Here is a 20,321-nt window from a genome sequence, read left to right on the forward strand (position 1 = left end):
CGCTTGCGGTGCAACTACTTCGGTAGCGGTGGCGGCGGAAGCGGGAATCGAGGCGAAGGTTGCGGCGGGAGCCACGGCGGCAACGGAAGCGGTACGTAGAGCGGGCGGGCCTCGCCGGAAGGCATTCGGGTCCAACCGGATTCACCGAACTGCCAGCGCTCGCCGCTGCCGTCGAGGGCGGTGTAGACCGCGCCGATCGGCAGGTCCGTTACTTCGTCGGTGCGGGCGCGCAGCGCGTCCACCGCGAGCCAGTAGGTGAAGTGGGCGGCCGGGGAGTCGAACGTCGCGTATTCGAGGGCCGCCATGAAGTGAGCGTCTTTTCGATAGGTGTCGCCGTTCGGGCAGACCCAGTAGAGGGTTCGACTGATGGATGGGTTCTGGAGGGCGCGGGGGCCGACACGTTCCGCGCCGCAGGTCGGACATGGTGACACCGGGCGGGGAGCGTATTTCATGATGAGCCAGTGCAGATCGATGATGCTGTGCTCGGTGGTGGCGGCGATCATTCGACCGCCGGGGACCAGGCAGTCCGGGCACGTGATTCCGATCATGCCGACCCCCGTTCCGGGCCAGCCCGGAGGCCATTCCGCGCCGCACCGTTGACAGCCGAATTGACCGCGGTGGGGGCCCTGCACATCGAATGCGTGCAGGAAGCCCGGATTTTCGCGGAGCGGCCCGAGGTAGCCGGGGTACTGGCCCAGTTGAGAACGTGGCCATTCGCGCTCACCATCACTGGGCCAGAGCGCACCGATGCACTCGGCGACGAGTTGCCGGGTCCATTCGCGGGCCGAGCCGGGCGGCAGCGATTCATCGTTGAGCAGCTTCGCGAAATCGGTTAGATCCCTGTTGAACTCGCCGTTCACCTCGGCGAGGCGCCGCACCGACCCCGGGTCGAAGCCCGCCGCCTCGGCCGCACCGAAATCGGCGATAGCGAGCGCCCGATCACGGCGCTCACGCACCACCGCGGCCTGTTCGGCTCGAACCCGCTGCGCCGCTTGCTCATCGGCGCTTCCGGGCCAGGGCGGTACCGAGGGATCTCCGAGTACACGACGTGGCATGGTGCCGAGCATGCCAGTTCGAAGGCGCGGGATCGGCGTGGCGGTTGTCACCCGGTCGGGGTTATTGCCGGGTGGGATGGGCAGGGAGTAGGTGTTGGGCATGGGGACTTTTCTTGTGACCGGTGGGACCGGGGTGCTGGGGCGGGTTATCGTCGAGCGGTTGCGGGAGGGCGGGCATGAGGTGCGCGTGCTGTCGCGGCGGGCGGGGGCGGGGACGCATGTGGGGGATCTCGAATCCGGGGCGGGGGTGGTCGAGGCAGCGTCGGGGGTGGATGCGATCGTGCATGCCGCGTCGAATAGCCGGAGGTTCGGGAATACCGATGTGGCACAGACGGATACGGTGATTCGGGCCGCTGCTGACGCGGGGGTGGGGAATCTCGCCTATGTCTCGATCGTGGGTATCGATCGAATTCCGTTCCGCTACTACCGGAATAAGCTGGCGTGTGAACAGCGGATTGTCGAAAGCGATGTGCCGCATACGATTCTGCGGGCGACACAGTTTCATGAATTGATCGCCTCGGCATTGCTTGTCGCCGGGCGGCTGCCGATCACGCCATTGCCCTTGGATTTCCGATTTCAGCCGGTTGCCGCCGCCGAGGTCGCGGTCCGGGCGGCCGAGTTGGCGGTGGGATCGCCGCTGGGATTCGCCCCGGATTTCGGCGGCCCGCAGGTGCTGACACTGCGCGAGTTGATTGATATTTGGCGACAGGTTCACCCCCACCCGAGGGCGGTTCCGATGCCGTTGCCAGGTCGCATCGCGAAGAGTTTCCGGGCCGGGTTCAACACCTGCCCCGATCACGCCGATGGCACTCTGAGCTGGTCGGACTATGCCAGGACAGCCACCGTCGATCCGTACGCTGCCAGGAAGTAGCCCTCGACCCCGTCCCGGACCCCGATCCGGCTCGATCAACCCGGTTTCGAGAACTCGTTCATCGCGGACCTACCGAGCAGTCAGTTTATGAGTTACGGTTCCGACACGTAACCGTGACCACACTGCATACCCCCGTGTGCGGGCCGTCACGACGGCAGCTCTTGAGGGAATGGGGGCACCGCGATGAGGCGGTTCTCGGGAATGCGACGGTCAAGGCCCGCAGGGCTTTTCGCGGCGGCGCTATTGGGCGCGGCCATGCTGCCGATGAGTGGGGCATCGGCGGATCTGACGGACGATATCGGCAATGCGGTACAGCAATTCCTCGATGTGGGACGCACCTCGGTGCCGCGCGCGGACTGCGGGCCGGATTCGCTGCCGGAAAGCGGAATGCAGGGCGATGTGCCCGCCGCGGACCGCAATAGCGGGCGCAGCACGCAGGGGTACCGCTGCAATATCTCGTTCGTCGGCGGGTACGTCGGCAGGGGCGCGGGCATCACCTCGACCACCTTCGAACACTGCTCGTACACCGGCTCGATGTTCCCGGGCAATATTCTCGGCCCCGCCCAGGGCGTGCAGGTGCTCGATGTCTCGGATCCGGCGAATCCGGTGGTGACCGCGAGCCTGACCGAACCTGCCATGCTGGCGGGCACCTGGGAATCACTCAAGGTCAATACCGAGCGAAAACTATTGGTGGGCACCGGCGTTCCGATCGGCACCGGTGCGGGCTATCTGTCGGTGTACGACATCTCCGATTGCGCGCATCCGCGCCTGCTGAATCCGGGCGCGGGCACGAATCTGCTCATGCCCATTCCGATCACCACTCACGAGGGCGGCTTCTCCCCGGACGGCCGCACCTATTGGGCCTCGGGCATCGCCCCCGGTTTCGTGAGCGCCGTCGACCTCACCGATCCGGCCACCCCGCACGTGATCTGGCAGGGCCTGACCGGCATCGAGGCGCACGGCTTCGGCATCAGCCCGGACGGCAATCGCATGTACCTCTCGGCGCTGGGCGGATTCACCACCCTCGATATCAGCGCGGTACAGCGGCGCGATCCGAATCCGCAGGTCAACCATATCGGCCGGGTGTTCTGGGCGGACGGCTTCGCCACCCAGCACAGCATTCCGGTCACCTATGACGGCAAGCCGTATCTGTTCACCGCCGATGAGGGCGGCGCGGGCGGAGTGAAGCTCATCGATATCTCCGATGACACCAATCCGAAGGTCGCGGCCAAGATCAAGCTGGAGATCAACCTGCTGGAAAACCAGGATTCGGCCATGGCCTCATCCATGGGCGGGTCGGTGTTCTCCTACGACGCGCACTATTGCGCCGCGGACCGGCCCGATAATCCGACCGCCCTGGCCTGCGGCTGGGAGGAATCCGGGATTCGCGTCTTCGACGTGCGAGATCCGTTCCACGCCAGGGAGATCGCGTACTACAACCCGCCCGCCCGCACCGGCCGGAATCTGGAGCTGTGGAATTCCCCGCACGCGCTGGCGTCGATCATCGGAGTCCCCGGACTGCAATTCCCGTCCGCGGCCCGGGCCATTCTCGAAGGCAAATTCGATCCGGCACAGGCGCTTTCGTCACGCACCGGCATGGTCGCCTTCGGCGACCTGTCCACCGACTGGTGTTTCGCCCCACCGGAATGGCACGGCAGTCAACTGTGGACCACCTGCAATGACAACGGCTTCATGGTGCTGCAACTCGCCGACGATATCTACACCCCGCCCGCCGATCAGCATTCGATCGTGGGTTCATGATGACCGATCGCCGGGTACGCGTCGCCGTCATGGCGGTGCTGGCCGTGCTGCTGTGCGGCGCGGGAATGCTGCTGCGCCCGCTGGTGATTCCCGATAACGAGTCGGCCCCGGCGGTGCTGAATCCGACCGAGATCGGCTTCACCCAGGACATGCTGGCGCACCATCAGCAGGCGCTGGTCATGGTGCAACGATTGGACACCGGCGTCGATCCGTCCATTCGGCAACTGGCACAGCAGATCTCCGATACCCAGCGCGTGGAGATCGGCACTCTGCTCGGCTGGTTGCGCCTGGCCAATGCCTCACCGACCAATCCGCATCCGATGTCCTGGATGAGCGCTATGGATATGCCCGCCGGACACGATCACGCGTCCATGGCGAGCAGCGCCGCGACCACCATGCCCGGTATGGCGACCATGCGGGAGCTCGATGCGCTCTCCGCCGCCAAGGGTTCGGACGCGGAATCGCTTTTCCTGCAACTGATGCTGCGTCACCACACCGGCGGCGTCGGCATGGCCAAGGACGCCGATAAGCTCATCGCCTCCGGGCCGGTGAAGGAATCGGCCCGCGCCATGATCACCGAGCAGTCGCAGGAGGCGGGCATCATGACGCTGCTGCTGGCCCAGCGCGGTGTCCAGCCGCTGTCATGAGAGTCCCACTGACCGGACGGAAAGCCTTGACTCGGGCAATGGCCCCCTCGGTATGGTCGGCGCTATGAGCTTGGCAGGACGGGTAGCACTGGTCACCGGTAGCGGGCGCGGTATCGGCCGCGCCATCGCACTGGCCTTGGCGCAGGACGGCGCGGATGTGGCGGTGAACTACCGCTCCGATGCCGAGTCCGCGGACGAAACCGTCGCCGCCATCCAGGCTTTGGGCCGCCGCGCCATCGCCGTCCAGGCCAGCGTGGATTCGGTCGAGGACGACGAGCGGATGGTGGACCACATCATCGACGAGTTCGGTCATATCGATCTGCTGGTCAACAATGCCGGAATCGCCAGTCGCGGACGGTTCGTCGCCGATACCGATCCGGCCGAAATGCTGCGGGTGCTGTCCACGCACGCGCTCGGGGCGCACCATATCTCGCGACTCGTATTGCCCTCCATGCGATCTCAACCGCGCGGCGACATCATCATGATCTCCAGTGTCGCGGCCACGTCGTACGCGCCCGGTGGCGCGCCGTACACCATGGCGAAGGCCGCGCTGGAGGCGCTGGCGTTCACGCTCGCCAAAGAGGAACGCGCCCAAGGTATTCGAGTCAACGTGGTCGCACCCGGGCTGGTCGACACCGAAATGGGCCGTCGCCTGGTCAAGGCCGTCACCGGAAAGGATGACATTCGCGCCCTGGACGCGCACTCCCCCTTCGGCCGGGTCTGCCGCCCCGAGGACATCGCCGATACCGTCCGCTTCCTGGTCTCACCACGGGCCGAATATCTCACCGGTCAGAAGGTGACCGTCGACGGCGGCGGCGGAAACGTCGGCTGACCACGGTTCGGCTGTGGAACTTCTCACTCGGTAACCCGGGTGCTGCGCCGCGCCGCCCGGCGTTATCGTCGAGAGGTTGATCGACGACGTGAACGGAAGGGCCTCGGCAGCATGACCATTCCGCTGGATACGCTCACCATTCCCGACCATATCCACGGCTACCCCGAGCTGGCCTTCGGCGGCTATGTGGCGGGCATGCTCGCGGCACGCAGTGCCGCACCCACCGTCCGGGTCGACTTCCGCCGCGCGGTCGGTATCGCCACCCCGGTACTGCTCGCCGCCGAGGACGGGCACGCGAGGCTCACCTCACCGGACGGCACCCTGCTGGTCGAAGCCGCCCCGGCGGTGCTCGATATCGATGTCCCGCCCACCCCGTCCTGGGCCGAAGCGAAGACCGCGACCGAGACCGCGCTGTCCTCACCCCACCGAAAAGTCAGCGACTGCTACGGCTGCGGTGTGGCCTGTGCACCGGGCCGGGGCGTACGGCTGTTCGCGTGGGCGGTGCCCGAACGCCGCGTACTGACCGCCGCCTGGACCCCCGATCCCGGGCTCGCCGCCGAAAACGGTGAGCTGACAACGGAATCGGTCTGGTCCGCACTGGATTGCCCGGGCGGGCTCGCGGCCTGGATCTACTCCGGTATGGCACCGGGCGCGTTCACGGCCGCGTTGACCGCGACCCAATTCCAGCCGATCCACGCGGGCGCGGAGTACATCTCCCATGCCTGGCCGATCAGCGGCGAAGGACGTAAACACACTGTCGGCGTAGCGCTTTCGACACCGGAAGGCGAACTGTGCGCGGTCGCCGAGGCACTCTGGATCGAACCGCGCACCGCCCAACCCGACGCCAGCTGGACATAGGAACCGTCGAAAGGTGTGGATCCCGGCCAAAAGCACGCCGGGATGACGGGGCCGCTACTCCGGCCAGGCCGAGTTCTCGATTACCTCGACGAAGTTCGTGCGGGTGAAGCCGGGCGAGAAGCGTTCCAGGACATCGGCTTTGACATTGCCGAAGGTGGTGGCCGGGCGGTCGGCGATGCCCTCGGTGAAGGCGGCGAGGATGCGGCGCTTGAAGTCCGGTCGAGGATGCTCGGCCACCACGGCGGCGCGGGTCTCGGCGGGGAGGTCGTTGTAGCCGATGCCGAGGACGTCGTATTCGACGCCCGCGGTGACCAGGGCGATTTCCGGGGCCATATGGGTGGGGATCTCCGGGGTGGTGTGCAGTGCGATGGCCGTCCAGACGGTGTCGGCGGCGGATGCGGGGATGCCGTGCGCGAGCAGGAACTCGCGGGCCTGATCCGCGCCGTCGATTTCGAAGCGCTGATCGGTGCTGCGGTACTTCTCGGTGAGGCCGAGGTCGTGGAACATGGCTCCGACGTAGAGCAATTCGGGGTCGTAGGCGAGGGCGCGGCGCTCGCCCTGAAGTGCGCCGAACAGGTAGACGCGGCGGGAGTGGTCGTAGATCAGCGGGGTCGCGACATCACGCACCAGTTCGGTGGCCTCGGTCGCGAGGCGGCTGTCGGGGATCTTGATATCGGCGATGCGAGTCATGAATAGAGCATCGGCCGCGCGCCCACCCCGGCGCCGTGTCCATATGGCCACACACCCCACAGATTTGGCCATTATCATCGAGGTGTGCCGCATAAGAAGATCGCCATGCTCGCCTACGACGGGGTGCGGCTGCTCGATGTCACCGCACCGCTCGAAGTGTTCAGCACCGCAATCGAATTGGGCGCGGACTATGAGCTGCGGGTCTATTCGCCCACCGGCAATCCGGTGACGACCTCGGTCGGAGCCACCCTGGGCGTCACCGGCTCATTCGCCGAGGTCACCGATGCGCACACCGTGCTGGTTCCCGGCTCCCCGAGGCTGCCCGCCGCACCCGCCCCGGCCGAATTACTGGACGCCGTAGGCGAACTTGCGGATTCCGACCGGCAGATCGCCTCGATCTGCACGGGCGCGTTCGCCCTCGCAGCCACCGGCCTGCTGGACGGCCGCCGCGCCACCACCCATTGGCGGCACGCCGCGACCCTGGCCCGCGCCTATCCTCGCGTCACCGTCGAACCCGATGCCCTGTACGTCCGGGACGGCCGGGTCCTCACCTCGGCGGGCGTGAGCGCGGGCATCGATCTATCGCTGGCCATGGTGGAAGCCGACGCGGGTACCGAATTGGCCCGCGAAGTCGCCCGTGACCTGGTGGTCTTCCTGCAACGCCCCGGCGGACAATCGCAATTCTCCGCCGCCTCGCGAATCGCCCGGCCCCCGCACGATCCGCTGCGTGCGTTACTGGACAACATCGTCGCGGACCCGGCGGCCGATCATGCACTGCCCACGATGGCGGATCACGCGGCACTCAGTGTGCGCCAGCTGACCCGCCTGTTCCGCGAACACCTCGGCACCACCCCGGCCGCCTTTGTGGAGACGGTCAGGCTCGAAGCGGCGCAGGCGCTATTGGAGGCGGGCGAGTCCGTCACCCAGGCGGCCCGCCGATCCGGCCTGGGCAGCGACGAATCGCTGCGTCGAGTGTTCCTGCGGCACTTGGGCGTCACGCCGTCGGCGTACCGGGCGCGCTTCCGCTCGGCCCGGCCCGAGGCTCATTGACTCATGACCTTGAGCCGACGCTGATTCCCGCCGAACCGGAAGACGCCGACAAGCAGCGACTTCCGGCACTTCAACGCAAGCCTCAGAGGTTCCCTACGGCGCGCTCCAGGCGCTGGGCGACCAGTTCCCGCGCCTGTTCACGCAGCGCGGGCCGGAAACCGCTGGGGTACACCGGATCACCGGGTGCGTAGGTCTTGAGCACCTCCTTGGCGAGGGTGATCTTGTGCACCTCGGTGGGGCCGTCGGCGATCGCCATGACCTGCGCGTAGTTCATCATGTCGACGAACGGCAGATCGGTGCTGACGCCGATCGCGCCGTGCAGATGCATGGCGCGCTGAGCGATATCGTGCATGACCTTCGGCATCGCGACCTTGATGGCGGCGATGTCATGACGCACCTTGCGGTAGTCCTGTTCCTGATCGATGCGCCACGCGGTGCGCAGTACCAGCAGCCGGAACTGCTCCATCTCGATCCAGGATTCGGCGATCTTCTCCTGCGTCATCTGCAAACCACCGAGCACACCCTTGCGCATGGGCCGCGATACCGCGCGCTCGCACATCATGTCGAATGCCTTGCGCACCATGGCGACCGTGCGCATGGCGTGATGCACGCGGCCGCCGCCCAGACGGGTCTGGGCGACGATGAAGCCGAGCCCCTCGGCACCCAGCAGCGCGTCCGCGGGGACGCGCACATCGGTGAAGCGCAGATGCCCTTCGTTCTCGCTGAACCCCGGCACGGTGAAGTTCCGCACGATCTCCAGGCCGGGAGCGTCCGCGGGCACGATGAACATCGACAGCCGCTTATGCGGTTCGGCCTCGGGATCGGTGACGACCATGACGATGTGGAAGCTGGCGAATTCGGCGGCCGAGTTGAACCACTTCTCGCCGTTGATGACCCACGAATCGCCGTCGCGCACAGCGCGAGTCTTGAACGCGGTCGGATCGGAGCCGCCGGTGGGCTCGGTCATGACGTAGCAGGAGCCGATCTCACCGTCGAGCAGCGGTTGCAGATACTGCGCCTTCTGCTCGGGCGTGCCGAAGTGCGCGAGGATCTCGGCGTTACCGGAATCCGGTGCCTGACAACCGAATACCAGCGGAGCCCACTTCGAGGTGCCGATCACCTCGTTGAGCAGCGCCAGCTTCACCTGACCGTAGCCGGGCCCGCCGAGTTCCGGTCCGAGGTGGCAGGCCCACAGCCCCTGCTCTTTCACCTTCTCCTGCAACGGTTTCATCAGCGCCCGGATCTCCGGGTTCTTGCGGTCGTAGGGTTCGGGGTAGAGCAGGTCCAGCGGCTCGACCTCGGTGCGCACGAACTCCGCGACCCAGTCCAGCTTCTTCTGATATTCCGGGTCGGTTCCGAAATCCCAAGCCATGGTCAGCCTTTCATTTGTTGTCGGCCGGTGCCGCGACACCGTCGAAGATGGTGGTGCTGAGAATGTCCGCGATCTGATCGGGGGTGTATTTACCGTCGTCGCGGTACCAGGCGCTGACCATATTCAGCATGGCCACAACGCTTTTGGTGATGACGTGATCGTTGGTGCGGAGCAGGCCCGCCGCGTAGCCGTCGTCGACGACGCGCTGCCAGGCGCGCTGGATGCCGTCACGCAATATCTGAAGGTCGGCGGCGCGTTCGCCGGTGAGCGCACCGGCGTCGCGCAATGCGATGGTGACCTCGTGCCGATGTTCGACGATGAGCCGCACATGAGTGCGAATCAGGTTGCGCAGCTTGGTGACCGGATCATCGGGACCGTCCGCGATCGCGACGGCGGCATCCAGCATGAGCTGGGTGTAGCCGCGCCGGATCTGGAAGAGCAATTCCTCCTTGGATCCGATGTGGTAGTACAGCGCACCGCGTTGCACCCCGGCCCGATCGCCGATCTCGGCGACGCCGGTGGCGTGGAAACCCTTCTCCGCGAACAGTTCCATGGCCGCGCGCGTGATTCGCTCCAGGGTCTCCCCCGGATTCACCTCCGAGGCGGGCGGGCGGCCGCGACGGCGGACCGGTTCGACGGTCATCGCCAGCCACCGTCCAGCGCCAGTGTGGCCCCGGTCGCGAAAGCCGAAGCGTCGGAGGCGAAGAACAGTGCCGCGCCGACGATATCGGCGGGCGCTCCGATTCGCCGCAGGGCGGTGTGCTCCCCCAGCGCCTCCTTCATCCCGGGCGGCCAGGCTTTGGCGATATCGGTATCGAACGGACCGCAGCGAATGGTGTTGACCCGCACCGCCGGTCCATAGGTGTGTGCGAGCCCGCCGGACAGGGCCTCAAGACCGGCTTTGGCGGCGGCATAGGGCACGGCCATCGGCTCGGGATGGGTGGCCTCCATCGAGGAGATATTGATGATCGATCCGGCACCGGCGGCCGCCATCCGCGCACCGATCACCGCCGACAATCGGAACGCGCCCTTGAGATTGGTGCCGATGATCTTGTCGAACATGGCTTCGGTGACCTGATCCAGGCTCGGATACAGCAGTGACATGCCCGCGTTGTTGACCAGCACATCCACCCGCCCGAACTCGGCGTAGACCGCGTCCACGAGTGCGTCGCACTGCTCCCACACGCCCACGTTGCAGGCCACCGGCAGCGCCCGGACCCCGTATTTCTCCCGCACGGCGGTGGCGAGTGCGTCACACGCCTCGACCTTGCGACTGGCGATCACCACGTCGGCGCCCGCTTCGGCGAAGGCCAGCACCATCTCGCGGCCGAGTCCCCGACTACCGCCGGTGACCACACAAACCTTGCCGGACAAGGGCTTTCCCATGGGCCGCACCTTCGCGTTCACTCGCGGACATTAATGTTCCGCTCAGTACATTAAATGTACCGGACGATACAATCAAGGTCCCGGATCGCCCGGAAATCCCAGGCCGCGAACGCCCGCCCCATACCCGCGAGTAACATGACGGGCGTACTTTTTGACCCGGCTTTCTCGAAACGAGGCAGTAGATGACAGAGCGGATTCAGGTCGGCGGGCTCCAGGTCGCGCGCGTTCTTCACGATTTCGTGGAAAACGAGGCTCTTCCCGGTACCGGCGTAGACTCCGCCGCGTTCTGGTCGGGCGCCGAGAGTGTGATCAACACCCTGGCTCCCCGTAACCGTGCTCTGCTGGCAGAACGCGACGACATCCAGGCCAAGATCGACGAGTGGCACCGCGCCAACCCCGGCGCCGGCTACGACAAGGCTGCCTACAAGCAGTTCCTCACCGAGATCGGCTACCTGCGTCCCGAACCGGCCGATTTCCAAATCGGAACCGAGAACGTGGACGCCGAAATCGCCACCCAGGCAGGCCCGCAGCTGGTCGTGCCGGTGATGAACGCCCGCTTCGCCATCAACGCGGCGAACGCGCGCTGGGGCTCGCTGTATGACGCCCTCTACGGCACCGATGCCATCTCCGAGGCCAATGGCGCGGAAAAGGGCAAGGGCTACAACAAGGTTCGCGGTGACAAGGTCATCGAATGGGCCCGCAATTTCCTCGACGACGCGCTGCCGCTGATCACCGGATCGCACCTCGGCACCAGCAAGTACGCCATCGTCGACGGCGAACTCGAGGTCACCCTCGAGGACGGCACCGATATCGGCCTGGCCGACGGTGACGCGCTGGTCGGCTACCTCGGCACCCCCGAGGCCCCGACCTCGCTGCTGTTCAAGCACAACGGGCTGCACATCGAGATCCAGTTCGATGCCGAATCCCCGGTCGGCTCCACCGATGACGCCGGTATCAAGGACGTCGTGCTGGAGTCCGCGGTCACCACCATCATGGACTTCGAGGATTCGGTCGCCGCCGTGGACGCCGAGGACAAGGTCCTGGGCTACCACAACTGGCTGGGCCTGATGAAGGGCGATCTGGCCGAGAAGGTGTCCAAGGGCGGCAAGACCTTCACCCGCACCATGAACCCGGACCGCGTCTACACCGCGCTCGACGGCAGTGACCTTGTGCTGCACGGTCGTTCGCTGCTGTTCGTGCGCAACGTGGGCCACCTGATGACCTCGGACGCCATCCTCGACAAGGACGGCAACGAGGTGCCCGAGGGCATTCTCGACGGCCTGTTCACCGTGCTGATCGCCAAGCACGCGCTCAACGGCGACACCCAGCTGAAGAACACCCGCACCGGCTCGATCTACATCGTGAAGCCGAAGATGCACGGTCCGGACGAGGTCGCCTTCACCAACGACCTGTTCGCGGCCATCGAGGATGTCGTGGACGTGCCGCGCAACACCCTCAAGGTCGGCATCATGGACGAGGAGCGCCGCACCACGGTGAACCTCAAGGCGTCCATCAATGCCGCCAAGGATCGCGTGGTGTTCATCAACACCGGCTTCCTGGACCGCACCGGCGATGAGATCCACACCTCCATGGAGGCCGGGCCGATGGTCCGCAAGGCCGAGATGAAGGCCCAGCAGTGGATCAAGTCCTACGAGGACTGGAATGTCGACACCGGTATCGCCGCGGGCCTGCCCGGTAAGGCGCAGATCGGCAAGGGCATGTGGGCCATGCCCGATCTGATGGCCGATATGCTGGCCCAGAAGATCGTGCACCCCAAGGCCGGCGCCAACACCGCCTGGGTCCCCTCGCCCACCGCCGCCACCCTGCACGCCACCCACTACCACCTGGTGGACGTGTTCAAGCGGCAGTCCGAGATCGCCAAGGGCGGCCCCCGCGCCACCGTCGACGAAATCCTCGAGATCCCGCTCGCCCAGGACACCAACTGGACCGCGGAGGAGAAGCAGCAGGAGCTGGACAACAACTCCCAGGGCATCCTCGGCTACGTGGTCCGCTGGATCGACCAGGGCGTCGGCTGCTCCAAGGTCCCCGACATCAAGGATGTCGGCCTCATGGAAGACCGTGCCACCCTGCGCATTTCGAGCCAGCAGGTCGCCAACTGGCTGCGCCACGGCATCGTCACCGAGGCAGACGTCATCGCCTCCCTCGAGCGCATGGCCCCCGTCGTCGACCAGCAGAACGCCGGCGACTCCTCCTACCACGCCATGGCAGTCGACTTCGAAGCCTCCATCGCCTTCCAAGCCGCCAAGGAACTGGTCCTGGAAGGCACCAAGCAGCCCAACGGCTACACCGAGCCCATCCTGCACCGCCGCCGCCGTGAGGCGAAGGCCCAGAAGTTCCTCTGACAATTCAGCGAATCGAATAACACAAACCCCCGATCGGCTTGTCCGATCGGGGGTTTCGCTTCAGGCGGGGATGAAGCCGCTGACCAGGAAGAGGACGACGATCCCGCACTAGGCGATGGTCAGGGCGATCTTGCCCCTGGGGTGGCCGGTGACCAGGTAGTCGATGGCGGCGGGGGCGTCGGGGAGGGCGAAGGTGCGGTCGATGTGTGGGCGCCACGCGCCTGCTGTCGCGAGTTCGGCTACGTCCCTGAGGGTTTCGGGTTTGGGTAGGGATATCAGGCCCGCCAGGCGGTGTTTCACGAATGGGGAGCCTAGTTGGGCCCGGAGGGTGCGGCCGGTGCCGCCGAACCAGGGGCCGCCGCCTTCACCGCCGCCGACCACCAGGGTGCCGGTCGGCGTCAGCAGGGCGCGCAGTTCGGGGAGCGGGCGGTTGCCCGCCATATCTAGGATGTAATCGTAAGTGCCGGTAAGGGATTCGCGTTTGTAGTCGATCACCTTTGCCGCGCCTAGCGAGGTTACGAATTCCGCGGAGTCGCCGCTGCACACCCCGGTGACGTGGGCTCCGAGGTGGTGGGCCAGTTGCACCGCGAGATGGCCGACGCCGCCGCTGGCGCCGATTATCAGTACATTCCAGCCGGATTCGACGCGGCCCACATCGCGCAGACCGGTCAGTGCGGTCATACCCGAGATCGGCAGGGTCGCGGCCTCCAGGAAATCCAAGTTCTCGGGCTTGGGCTGGAATTTCGATTCGGCGGCGCAGGCGTATTCGGCGAAGGAGCCGCCGGTGGTACCGAAGACCTCATCGCCGCGCACGAATCGGGTGACATTCGCACCGACCGCTTCGACGACCCCGGATACATCCCAGCCGCGAATCGTCTCCTTGGGCCGCCGCAGGCCCAGCGCCGCTCGGGCGATCAGCGGACGCCCGGTCATGATGTGCCAGACGCCGGGGTCGACCCCCGCCGCGTGCACGCGAATCATCACCTCGTCCGGACCCGGTTTCGGGGTCGGGACATCGGCGTAGGCGAGCATGTCGACGGTGCCGTAGGCGTGCTGGGTGATGGCCTTCATCAGGATTCTTCTTCCGGATAATCGAATACATCGTCCAGGGGCGCTTGGAACACCCTGGCGATCTGGAATGCCAATTCCAGCGAGGGCGAATACTTGCCCTGCTCAATGGCATTGACGGTTTGACGGGTGACGCCGATCCGATCGGCGAGTTCGCCCTGGGTCATCTCACCGGTCGAAAAGCGCAGCGCGCGAATGTTATTGGTGACGCGAGTGGGTTTCACCACGGCCAGTACCCCCGCCGGTAGGCAATGACCTTGGCGGTGGAACCGACCACCGCCGACAGCGTGAAGCCGAGGTAGATCGCGTTCGCGATCCAGAACCGCTCGGCATCGGCCATGGTCAGCAGCAATGCTCCGGCCGCGCCCAGCACCACGAACGCATTGCCGACCAGCGACCCCATGCGATCGATCTCCCGATCGCGCTGATCCTTGCGATCACCGTCGCGCGCGGCGATCGAAACGCCGATGGTCGCCACGATCGACACCAGGATCGAAGCCCCGACCGCCCACAGCAGCGGTGCGATGTAACCCACTCGCGCCAGCCCATCGGGATGCGACCGCGTCAGTATCACGACCAGGTAGATCGGATACGAGACGACGGCCGCACCTCCGAGGATCCAGGTGCGCTTCTCTTCGAACGGCATACGCTCAGAGTAAAGAAAACACGACATCATGTAAAGAATCTTTTACATCACCCGACCTTCCCAGGAATGTTGGTCACCTCGAGCGTGAAACCACATGCGGTGCTGTTGGATTGACCTCATGGACAACACTTCGAGGGGCGAAGTTTTCCGCAGGCTGCACGATCGAGGCGTATTCGTGGTGGCCAACGCGTGGGATGAACACAGCGCCCGGATACTCACCGACCTGGGCTTTCCGGCACTGGCGACCTCCAGCTCCGCACTGGCTCAGACCCTGGGCCGCAAGGACGGGATCAACGCGCTGGACCGCTCCGAGGTCCTGGCCAATGTCGAGGCGATCGTGGCGAGCACCCCGCTGCCGGTCAGCGCGGACCTCGAAAGCGGTTACGGCACAACGCCCGAGGAAGTCGCCGAAACCTTCCGCCGGGCCATCGCGACCGGCCTCGCCGGTGGATCCATCGAGGACGCCTCCGGAATCGCCGACAGTCGCATCCGCGATTTCGGCGAATCGGTCGAGCGTGTCGCGGCGGCGGCACAGGCCGCCAAGGAGTCACCGACTCCTTTCACCCTCACCGCCCGCGCCGAGAATTACCTCTACGGCATAACCGATCTCGACGACACCATCGCCCGGCTGCAAGCCTTCGAAGCCGCGGGCGCGGACGTCCTCTACGCCCCGGGCCTGCCCGCAGATGCCATTCGCACGGTGTGCTCGGCACTGTCCAAGCCGGTGAATGTGCTGGCGGCCGGTCCGATCACCGCGCTCTCGGTCGATGAGCTGGGCGAACTCGGCGTGCGCCGCATCAGCGTCGGCGGTGGCCTGGCCCGCCTCGGCGCGGACTGGGTGACCGCCGCCACCGACATCGCCCGCCACGGCACCTTCGCGGGACTGCGCTAGCGAGGCAGATCACCGAATCACCGGAACAAAGACGCGATGCGGGCCGTTATCCAATCAGGCTCCCACAAAAATGAGCCGACAACGGCATGCACGTTGTGCCACCATGAGTTTCGACGATGATCACTCGGCCTGACCGGCCGTAAGCAGCAGGAAGGAGGAGGCGGCAATGAATCCGGTATTCCCCGAACAGCATTCGAATCCGACGGGAGCGCGAGCTCGACTCGCGGACGATCACTCGCAACGCGAGCACGGCATCAGCCGGAAGATCGACCGCCTCCGGGTGCTCGCGTAAGCACCGTCCTTCTCCTTCCTGTTCTGCCCTCTTCACGAAACATGGTGACTCCCATGCCGTTCCGTCAATCCGAAGACCCGGAGATACACGCCGACAACTGGATACACACCGGTGTGCTGCTGCTCAACGCCTCCTTCGAGGCGCTGACCGAGATCCGCGCCGACCGCGCGGTGGTGCTGCTCTTGAGCGGCGCCGCCGAATCGGTGCAGGACCGGCAGCCGCACTTCCCGATCCGCTCGAAGCAGTTGGAGCTGTTGCTCCCGGAAACCATCCGGCTCAACCGCTACATCTACCTCGAACACCGGATCCTGGTGCATGACGACGACAGCCGAGCCACCCTCGCCGCCATCCTGCGGCGCGACAACTACCGCTGCGGTTACTGCAGCGGCTGGGCGCGCACCGTCGACCACATCCGCCCGCGTTCCAAGGGCGGCCCGAACACCTGGGCCAACCTGATCGCCGCGTGCGGTCCCTGCAACACCACCAAGGCGGACCGGACTCCCGAGGAGGCCGGTATGCCGCTGCTGTGGGAACCCAAGGCCCCCAACGAGATGCAGAAAAGGCAGCGTCAGGTCTGGAAGGACCTGGCCGCCTCGTAAGAAGAAATCATCACGCGTGATCGGAACGAAAGGAGCACATCCGATGACGAATACCGCAGTTCAGGAGCAGACGCTGGCGGATCTGCTCCCAATTTCCGACTCCGCCAACTACTGGCAGCACGCGGCCTGCAAGGGCGACCCGAACCATGAGGCATGGTTCCCGTTCCCCTCGCAGGACTTCGATTACGCACGCGGCATCTGCGCGGGCTGCCCCATCCGCCGCGAGTGCGGTGAGTTCGCCACCCGCACCGGCCAGTCCGGTGTCTGGGGCGGGCACGAGTACGACCGCGGCACCCGCGTCCGCGACTAGAGCGGATCTTGTGACGGCCATCCCTGCCCTGGTGGGCGGGGGTGGCCGTCCCGCTACATAGACTGAGCGCGTGGGTACTCATCGCGCCGCTGGCGGGTCACGAGGTGTCAGCAGAGGACCGATTGTCGTAGTGGTAGCGGTGATAGTGCTGGTGCTAGCCGTCGTCGGCTGGATCTGGTTGCAGCAGCGCTCCAAGGATAAGGACAGCGCCGCGGCGTCCTCCTGCGCCGGGGGTGCGGTCACCCTCAATGTGACCGTCGATCCGGATATCGTGGCCCCGGTCAAGACTGCCGCCGAACGGTACAACCAGACCAAGCCCATCGTGCGCGATCACTGCGCCCAGGTGGCCGTGAATCCGCAACCCTCCGCGGCCATGATCGCCGCGTTCACCTCGACAAACCCTTGGGATCCGTCGCTTGGCGCACAACCCGCGCTGTGGATTCCGGACTCCTCGCGCTCGATCGAATTGATGCGCGTACCCGGGCTCATCGGCGGCACTCCCGCACCGGTCGCGGTCAGCCCGATCGCGCTGGGGGTACCGGATCAACTGCGCCAGGCGATGGAGACCGCACAGGTGCACTGGGCGGATCTGGCCAGGCTGCAACAGGGTTCGCTGAGCGATATCGGGCTCGCCGCGTGGGGCGGTCTCAAACTGGCCATGCCCGGCGGAGACTCCGCGCTCGCGGTGGCGGCGGCCGTCGGCTCCGGTGTCTCGGGCACCGATCCGCTCGACGAGAACGCGGTGCGTTCGGGACAGGTGATCTCGGCGGTCTCACTGCTGGCCGCGAACGCGCCGTCGGTGAAGGACACCCAGACCGCACTCGCGGATCTGGCCACCGCCGATCCGGCCGCACCGGTGCACGCCGTACCGGCCACCGAGCATCAGATTCGAGCGCGTAACGGGCTCAGCGCTTTTCGGCCCTCGGAGAACGGTCCGGTCGCCGATTTCCCGGCGGCGCAGATCACCGGGGCCTGGGTCGATCAGACCCAGAATTCGGTGGCCGGACTCTTCGCCGATTTCCTGCGCGCACCCGAACAGTCGAAGTTGTTCACCGACAACGGTTTCGGTGCCGCGCCGCCCAATACCGCCACGGTCGCGGCCAAACCCGTGCTGACCCAGTTGCAACAGATCCTGACGCATCCGGTGCTCGGCGTGAGTTCGACTGTGCTGCTGGATGCTTCATCCTCCATGAGCACGCTCGACGGTGCGACCACCCGTCTGGCCAATGCCGGTGTCGCCGTGCAATCGACCATGGGCGTCATGCCGCCGGAGTTCGGGCTGGGCGTGTGGGAGTACGCCAAGAGCCTCGACGGTCAGAACCCGTACAAGATCCTGACCCCCACCGCACCGCTGACCGATGCCCAGCGCACCGCGATCACCCAATCGCTGAGCACGGTCACCGCCGACGCCTCCAAAACCGATCGCGCCTACCCCACCATCGAGGCCGCCTACCGCAATGCGGTGAGCAATTACGCCAAGGCGCGCAGCAATACGATCCTGTTGATCACCGACGGCCCGGAGGACGACTCCCCCGTCACCGGCGATCAACTGCTCGCCGATATCGCCGCGGCGGGCGATCCCGCGCATCCGGTGCGGGTGGATGTGATCGTCATCGGCGGTCCCGGCACCCAGACCCTGCAAACCCTGACCCAGCGCACCGGCGGCACCTATACCAAAGTCGCCTCCAGCAATGATCTGGCATTCGGTACGGCCGTCTCGAAAGCCCTGACTACACCCTGACCAGTGCCTATACCCGGCTGTGCGCCTACTGCTCCGGCATGTCGCCACAATGTTGCCGCAACCCGGTGCAAGATCGAAGCAGGTTATGCGTGCTTCATCGACATCGAAGGGGTTCCCATGGCGCACAGCACGGATACGGACACCGACCATTCGGTGCGGCAGGGTGTCGCGGCAGGCACCTCCATCGCCGCGGGTGTGCTGCTGCTGGTGGTCGGCGTGCTCTCGATCCTCCAAGGCATCTCCGCCGCCGCCTCGGATGATCTGCTGATCGTCGGCACCAACGACTACATCTACAAGTTCAACACCTCGGCCTGGGGCTGGATCCACATCGTCATCGGCGCGATCGTGGTGCTCACCGCCATCGGCCTGCTCACGGGCGCGACCTGGGCCCGGGTGGCGGCGATCATCATCGCGGCGATCTCGATCGTGGAGAACTTCCTGTGGCTGCCGTACTACCCGGCGTGGTCCCTGCTGATCATCGCGCTGGACGTGGTGATCATCTGGGCCATCTCGACATGGAAGCCCGCCACCAAATAGTCCGATACACCGTTCGAGAACTCAGCGCCCCATCGCCACTCGCGATGGGGCGCTTTGTTGTCGGTGCCCGGCTCTACTGTGGGGCTGTGAACCGCACTGATCGGCTCTACGCGATCGTCGAGGACCTGCGCGCCATCGCACCGAGATTGCGCACCGCGCGCGAACTCGCCGATCGCTACGAGGTCAGTACCCGGACCATTGAGCGCGATATCAGCGCGCTCCAGCAATCCGGGGTCCCGATCTACGCCGATGTCGGGCGGCGCGGCGGCTACGCCCTCGACAAGCGAATGTCCCTGCCGCCGTTGAACTTCACCGCCGCCGAATCGGTGGCCCTCGCCGTCGCCCTGGAACGCAGCCTCGACAGCCCGTTCGCGCATGCCGGGCGCAGCGCCCTGCGCAAGATCCTGGCCGCGATGCCGGAACCCGATGCCGCCTCCGCACGCGAATTGGTCGGCCGGGTCGGACTCATCGAGCGCACCGAAACCGGTATCGCACAAGGCATTCCGCCACTCGTCGAAGACGCGGTGCGCCTGCGCCGCGTACTCGAATTCGGCTACTCCGACGCCGCGGGCGCGATCACCCACCGTCGCGTCGAACCCATGCTGCTCCTGCGCAGCAAGAACGGCTGGTGCGTGGTGACCTGGTGCCGGCTGCGCGAGGCCGCCCGCGTCTTCCGCGTCGATCGCATGTCCGACATAACCCTGACCGACGAGCCCATGCCCGCACGCACCCTGGAGAGCTGCGACCTGGATCTGCCCGATCACAAACTCCGCATCATCGCTTTCGGATAGGTCCGGAAACACCGACAGGGGGTTGTCGCCGGGCCGCGAGATCGTTGACGAGCAAGCCGCCCGACACACATCCACGGAGGATCCATGACCGCCCCCACGCCCAACTCCGTCGCCTGGTTCCAGATCGGCAGCGATCAGCCCGAACAGCTCAAAACCTTCTACGCGGGCCTGTTCGGCTGGAACTACACCTCGGACCCCGACTTCGACGGCAACTACGACCTGGTCACCTACCCCGGCAACCCCCGCCCCCAGGGCGGCATAGCCCGAGTCCACGACAGCTCCGCCAACCACGCCATCTTCTCGGTCCTGGTCACCGACGTCGCCGCCACCATCGCCGCCGCCGAAAACCTCGGCGCAAAGGTCCTGGTCCCCCTCACCACCGCCAAGAGCGGCCTGACCTTCGCCGAACTCCGCGACACCGCCGGCAACCACTTCGGCATCTTCACCCCGGCACAGGCGTAGTCGGCAGAGCGTCGGGCCCGGTCGCTTATAAACATCTGACGCAGCCGCCGATCGGACAACTGGATAACACTCTGGGCGACGTATCACTAAACACTGGG

General features: G+C 66.0%; 23 protein-coding genes. 15 read left to right on the top strand and 8 right to left on the bottom strand.

Annotated features, from left to right (window positions below; genetic code table 11):
- Positions 1 to 14: 14 nt before the first annotated feature.
- Positions 15 to 1,157 carry a hypothetical protein gene (locus ACFC0O_RS41365; RefSeq protein ID WP_375967717.1) on the bottom strand — a complete coding sequence of 381 codons (1,143 nt, stop codon included), beginning with the start codon at positions 1,155 to 1,157 and terminating at the stop codon, positions 15 to 17.
- Here ACFC0O_RS41365 and ACFC0O_RS41370 point away from each other — a divergent pair.
- From ACFC0O_RS41370 to ACFC0O_RS41390, 5 genes are all read left to right on the top strand, one after another.
- A complete protein-coding gene (locus tag ACFC0O_RS41370; RefSeq protein ID WP_375967718.1) occupies positions 1,156 to 1,926 on the top strand; it encodes an SDR family oxidoreductase in 771 nt (256 codons plus the stop codon). The genes ACFC0O_RS41365 and ACFC0O_RS41370 overlap by 2 nt on opposite strands.
- 201 nt (positions 1,927 to 2,127) lie before the next feature.
- Entirely contained in the window at positions 2,128 to 3,687 is a 1,560-nt protein-coding gene (locus tag ACFC0O_RS41375; RefSeq protein ID WP_375967720.1) for an LVIVD repeat-containing protein, read from the top strand.
- Positions 3,684 to 4,334, top strand: a complete 651-nt coding sequence (locus ACFC0O_RS41380) for a DUF305 domain-containing protein (protein ID WP_375967721.1) — start codon at positions 3,684 to 3,686, stop codon at positions 4,332 to 4,334. The genes ACFC0O_RS41375 and ACFC0O_RS41380 overlap by 4 nt, the downstream gene beginning before the upstream one ends.
- Before the next feature lie 64 nt (positions 4,335 to 4,398).
- Positions 4,399 to 5,166, top strand: a complete 768-nt coding sequence (locus ACFC0O_RS41385) for an SDR family NAD(P)-dependent oxidoreductase (protein ID WP_375967723.1) — start codon at positions 4,399 to 4,401, stop codon at positions 5,164 to 5,166.
- Between the two features lie 111 nt (positions 5,167 to 5,277).
- Positions 5,278 to 6,024 carry a PaaI family thioesterase gene (locus ACFC0O_RS41390; RefSeq protein WP_375967725.1) on the top strand — a complete coding sequence of 249 codons (747 nt, stop codon included), beginning with the start codon at positions 5,278 to 5,280 and terminating at the stop codon, positions 6,022 to 6,024.
- Positions 6,025 to 6,078: 54 nt separating this feature from the next.
- On the opposite strand, the gene ACFC0O_RS41395 is transcribed toward ACFC0O_RS41390, so the two are convergent.
- Entirely contained in the window at positions 6,079 to 6,714 is a 636-nt protein-coding gene (locus tag ACFC0O_RS41395) for an HD domain-containing protein (RefSeq protein ID WP_375967727.1), read from the bottom strand.
- A gap of 105 nt (positions 6,715 to 6,819) precedes the next feature.
- Here ACFC0O_RS41395 and ACFC0O_RS41400 point away from each other — a divergent pair, with 105 nt between their 5' ends.
- The gene (locus ACFC0O_RS41400; RefSeq protein WP_375967795.1) at positions 6,820 to 7,764 is read left to right on the top strand and encodes a GlxA family transcriptional regulator; all 945 of its coding nucleotides are present in this window, start codon (positions 6,820 to 6,822) and stop codon (positions 7,762 to 7,764) included.
- Between the two features lie 82 nt (positions 7,765 to 7,846).
- Here ACFC0O_RS41400 and ACFC0O_RS41405 read toward each other — a convergent pair whose 3' ends face one another.
- The 3 genes from ACFC0O_RS41405 to ACFC0O_RS41415 are packed head-to-tail and all read right to left on the bottom strand — an operon-like array spanning position 7,847 to position 10,522.
- Complete coding sequence (locus ACFC0O_RS41405; RefSeq protein WP_375967729.1) at positions 7,847 to 9,136, bottom strand: acyl-CoA dehydrogenase family protein; 1,290 nt, start codon at positions 9,134 to 9,136, stop codon at positions 7,847 to 7,849.
- 10 nt (positions 9,137 to 9,146) lie between these two features.
- Positions 9,147 to 9,779, bottom strand: a complete 633-nt coding sequence (locus ACFC0O_RS41410) for a TetR/AcrR family transcriptional regulator (protein ID WP_375967730.1) — start codon at positions 9,777 to 9,779, stop codon at positions 9,147 to 9,149.
- Positions 9,776 to 10,522 (bottom strand): SDR family NAD(P)-dependent oxidoreductase, encoded by a 747-nt coding sequence (locus ACFC0O_RS41415; RefSeq protein ID WP_375967732.1) that lies wholly within the window; start codon positions 10,520 to 10,522, stop codon positions 9,776 to 9,778. The genes ACFC0O_RS41410 and ACFC0O_RS41415 overlap by 4 nt, the downstream gene beginning before the upstream one ends.
- 182 nt (positions 10,523 to 10,704) lie before the next feature.
- Between ACFC0O_RS41415 and ACFC0O_RS41420 the strand changes: the two genes are divergently transcribed.
- Positions 10,705 to 12,885: a malate synthase G gene (locus ACFC0O_RS41420; RefSeq protein ID WP_375967734.1), complete on the top strand. Its 2,181-nt coding sequence runs from the start codon at positions 10,705 to 10,707 to the stop codon at positions 12,883 to 12,885.
- A 108-nt stretch (positions 12,886 to 12,993) separates the two neighbouring features.
- Here ACFC0O_RS41420 and ACFC0O_RS41425 read toward each other — a convergent pair whose 3' ends face one another.
- The 3 genes from ACFC0O_RS41425 to ACFC0O_RS41435 are packed head-to-tail and all read right to left on the bottom strand — an operon-like array spanning position 12,994 to position 14,599.
- Complete coding sequence (locus tag ACFC0O_RS41425) at positions 12,994 to 13,956, bottom strand: NAD(P)-dependent alcohol dehydrogenase (protein WP_375967736.1); 963 nt, start codon at positions 13,954 to 13,956, stop codon at positions 12,994 to 12,996.
- Positions 13,956 to 14,180 carry a helix-turn-helix transcriptional regulator gene (locus ACFC0O_RS41430; protein WP_375967738.1) on the bottom strand — a complete coding sequence of 75 codons (225 nt, stop codon included), beginning with the start codon at positions 14,178 to 14,180 and terminating at the stop codon, positions 13,956 to 13,958. The genes ACFC0O_RS41425 and ACFC0O_RS41430 overlap by 1 nt, the downstream gene beginning before the upstream one ends.
- On the bottom strand, positions 14,174 to 14,599 hold the full coding sequence (locus tag ACFC0O_RS41435; protein ID WP_375967740.1) for a hypothetical protein: 426 nt from the start codon (positions 14,597 to 14,599) through the stop codon (positions 14,174 to 14,176). Before ACFC0O_RS41435 ends, ACFC0O_RS41430 begins: the two co-directional genes overlap by 7 nt.
- A 118-nt stretch (positions 14,600 to 14,717) precedes the next feature.
- Here ACFC0O_RS41435 and ACFC0O_RS41440 point away from each other — a divergent pair, with 118 nt between their 5' ends.
- The 8 genes from ACFC0O_RS41440 to ACFC0O_RS41475 all read left to right on the top strand — a co-directional run bounded on the left by ACFC0O_RS41440 (position 14,718) and on the right by ACFC0O_RS41475 (position 20,223).
- Positions 14,718 to 15,491 (top strand): isocitrate lyase/phosphoenolpyruvate mutase family protein, encoded by a 774-nt coding sequence (locus ACFC0O_RS41440; protein WP_375967742.1) that lies wholly within the window; start codon positions 14,718 to 14,720, stop codon positions 15,489 to 15,491.
- Positions 15,492 to 15,657: 166 nt separating this feature from the next.
- A complete protein-coding gene (locus tag ACFC0O_RS41445; RefSeq protein ID WP_375967744.1) occupies positions 15,658 to 15,783 on the top strand; it encodes a hypothetical protein in 126 nt (41 codons plus the stop codon).
- 53 nt (positions 15,784 to 15,836) lie between these two features.
- The gene (locus tag ACFC0O_RS41450) at positions 15,837 to 16,382 is read left to right on the top strand and encodes an HNH endonuclease (RefSeq protein WP_364633681.1); all 546 of its coding nucleotides are present in this window, start codon (positions 15,837 to 15,839) and stop codon (positions 16,380 to 16,382) included.
- Between the two features lie 43 nt (positions 16,383 to 16,425).
- Complete coding sequence (locus tag ACFC0O_RS41455; RefSeq protein WP_364633679.1) at positions 16,426 to 16,692, top strand: WhiB family transcriptional regulator; 267 nt, start codon at positions 16,426 to 16,428, stop codon at positions 16,690 to 16,692.
- 130 nt (positions 16,693 to 16,822) lie between these two features.
- Positions 16,823 to 18,433 (top strand): substrate-binding domain-containing protein, encoded by a 1,611-nt coding sequence (locus ACFC0O_RS41460; RefSeq protein ID WP_375967746.1) that lies wholly within the window; start codon positions 16,823 to 16,825, stop codon positions 18,431 to 18,433.
- 117 nt (positions 18,434 to 18,550) lie between these two features.
- Positions 18,551 to 18,970, top strand: coding sequence for a hypothetical protein (locus ACFC0O_RS41465; RefSeq protein ID WP_375967748.1), 420 nt, complete (start codon positions 18,551 to 18,553; stop codon positions 18,968 to 18,970).
- A gap of 86 nt (positions 18,971 to 19,056) precedes the next feature.
- Entirely contained in the window at positions 19,057 to 19,761 is a 705-nt protein-coding gene (locus ACFC0O_RS41470; protein ID WP_375967749.1) for a helix-turn-helix transcriptional regulator, read from the top strand.
- A gap of 84 nt (positions 19,762 to 19,845) precedes the next feature.
- The gene (locus ACFC0O_RS41475) at positions 19,846 to 20,223 is read left to right on the top strand and encodes a VOC family protein (RefSeq protein WP_375967751.1); all 378 of its coding nucleotides are present in this window, start codon (positions 19,846 to 19,848) and stop codon (positions 20,221 to 20,223) included.
- The last annotated feature ends 98 nt before the right edge of the window (positions 20,224 to 20,321 follow it).

Origin of the sequence: Nocardia sp. NPDC056100 (assembly GCF_042266325.1) — a bacterium.
Lineage (GTDB): Bacteria > Actinomycetota > Actinomycetes > Mycobacteriales > Mycobacteriaceae > Nocardia.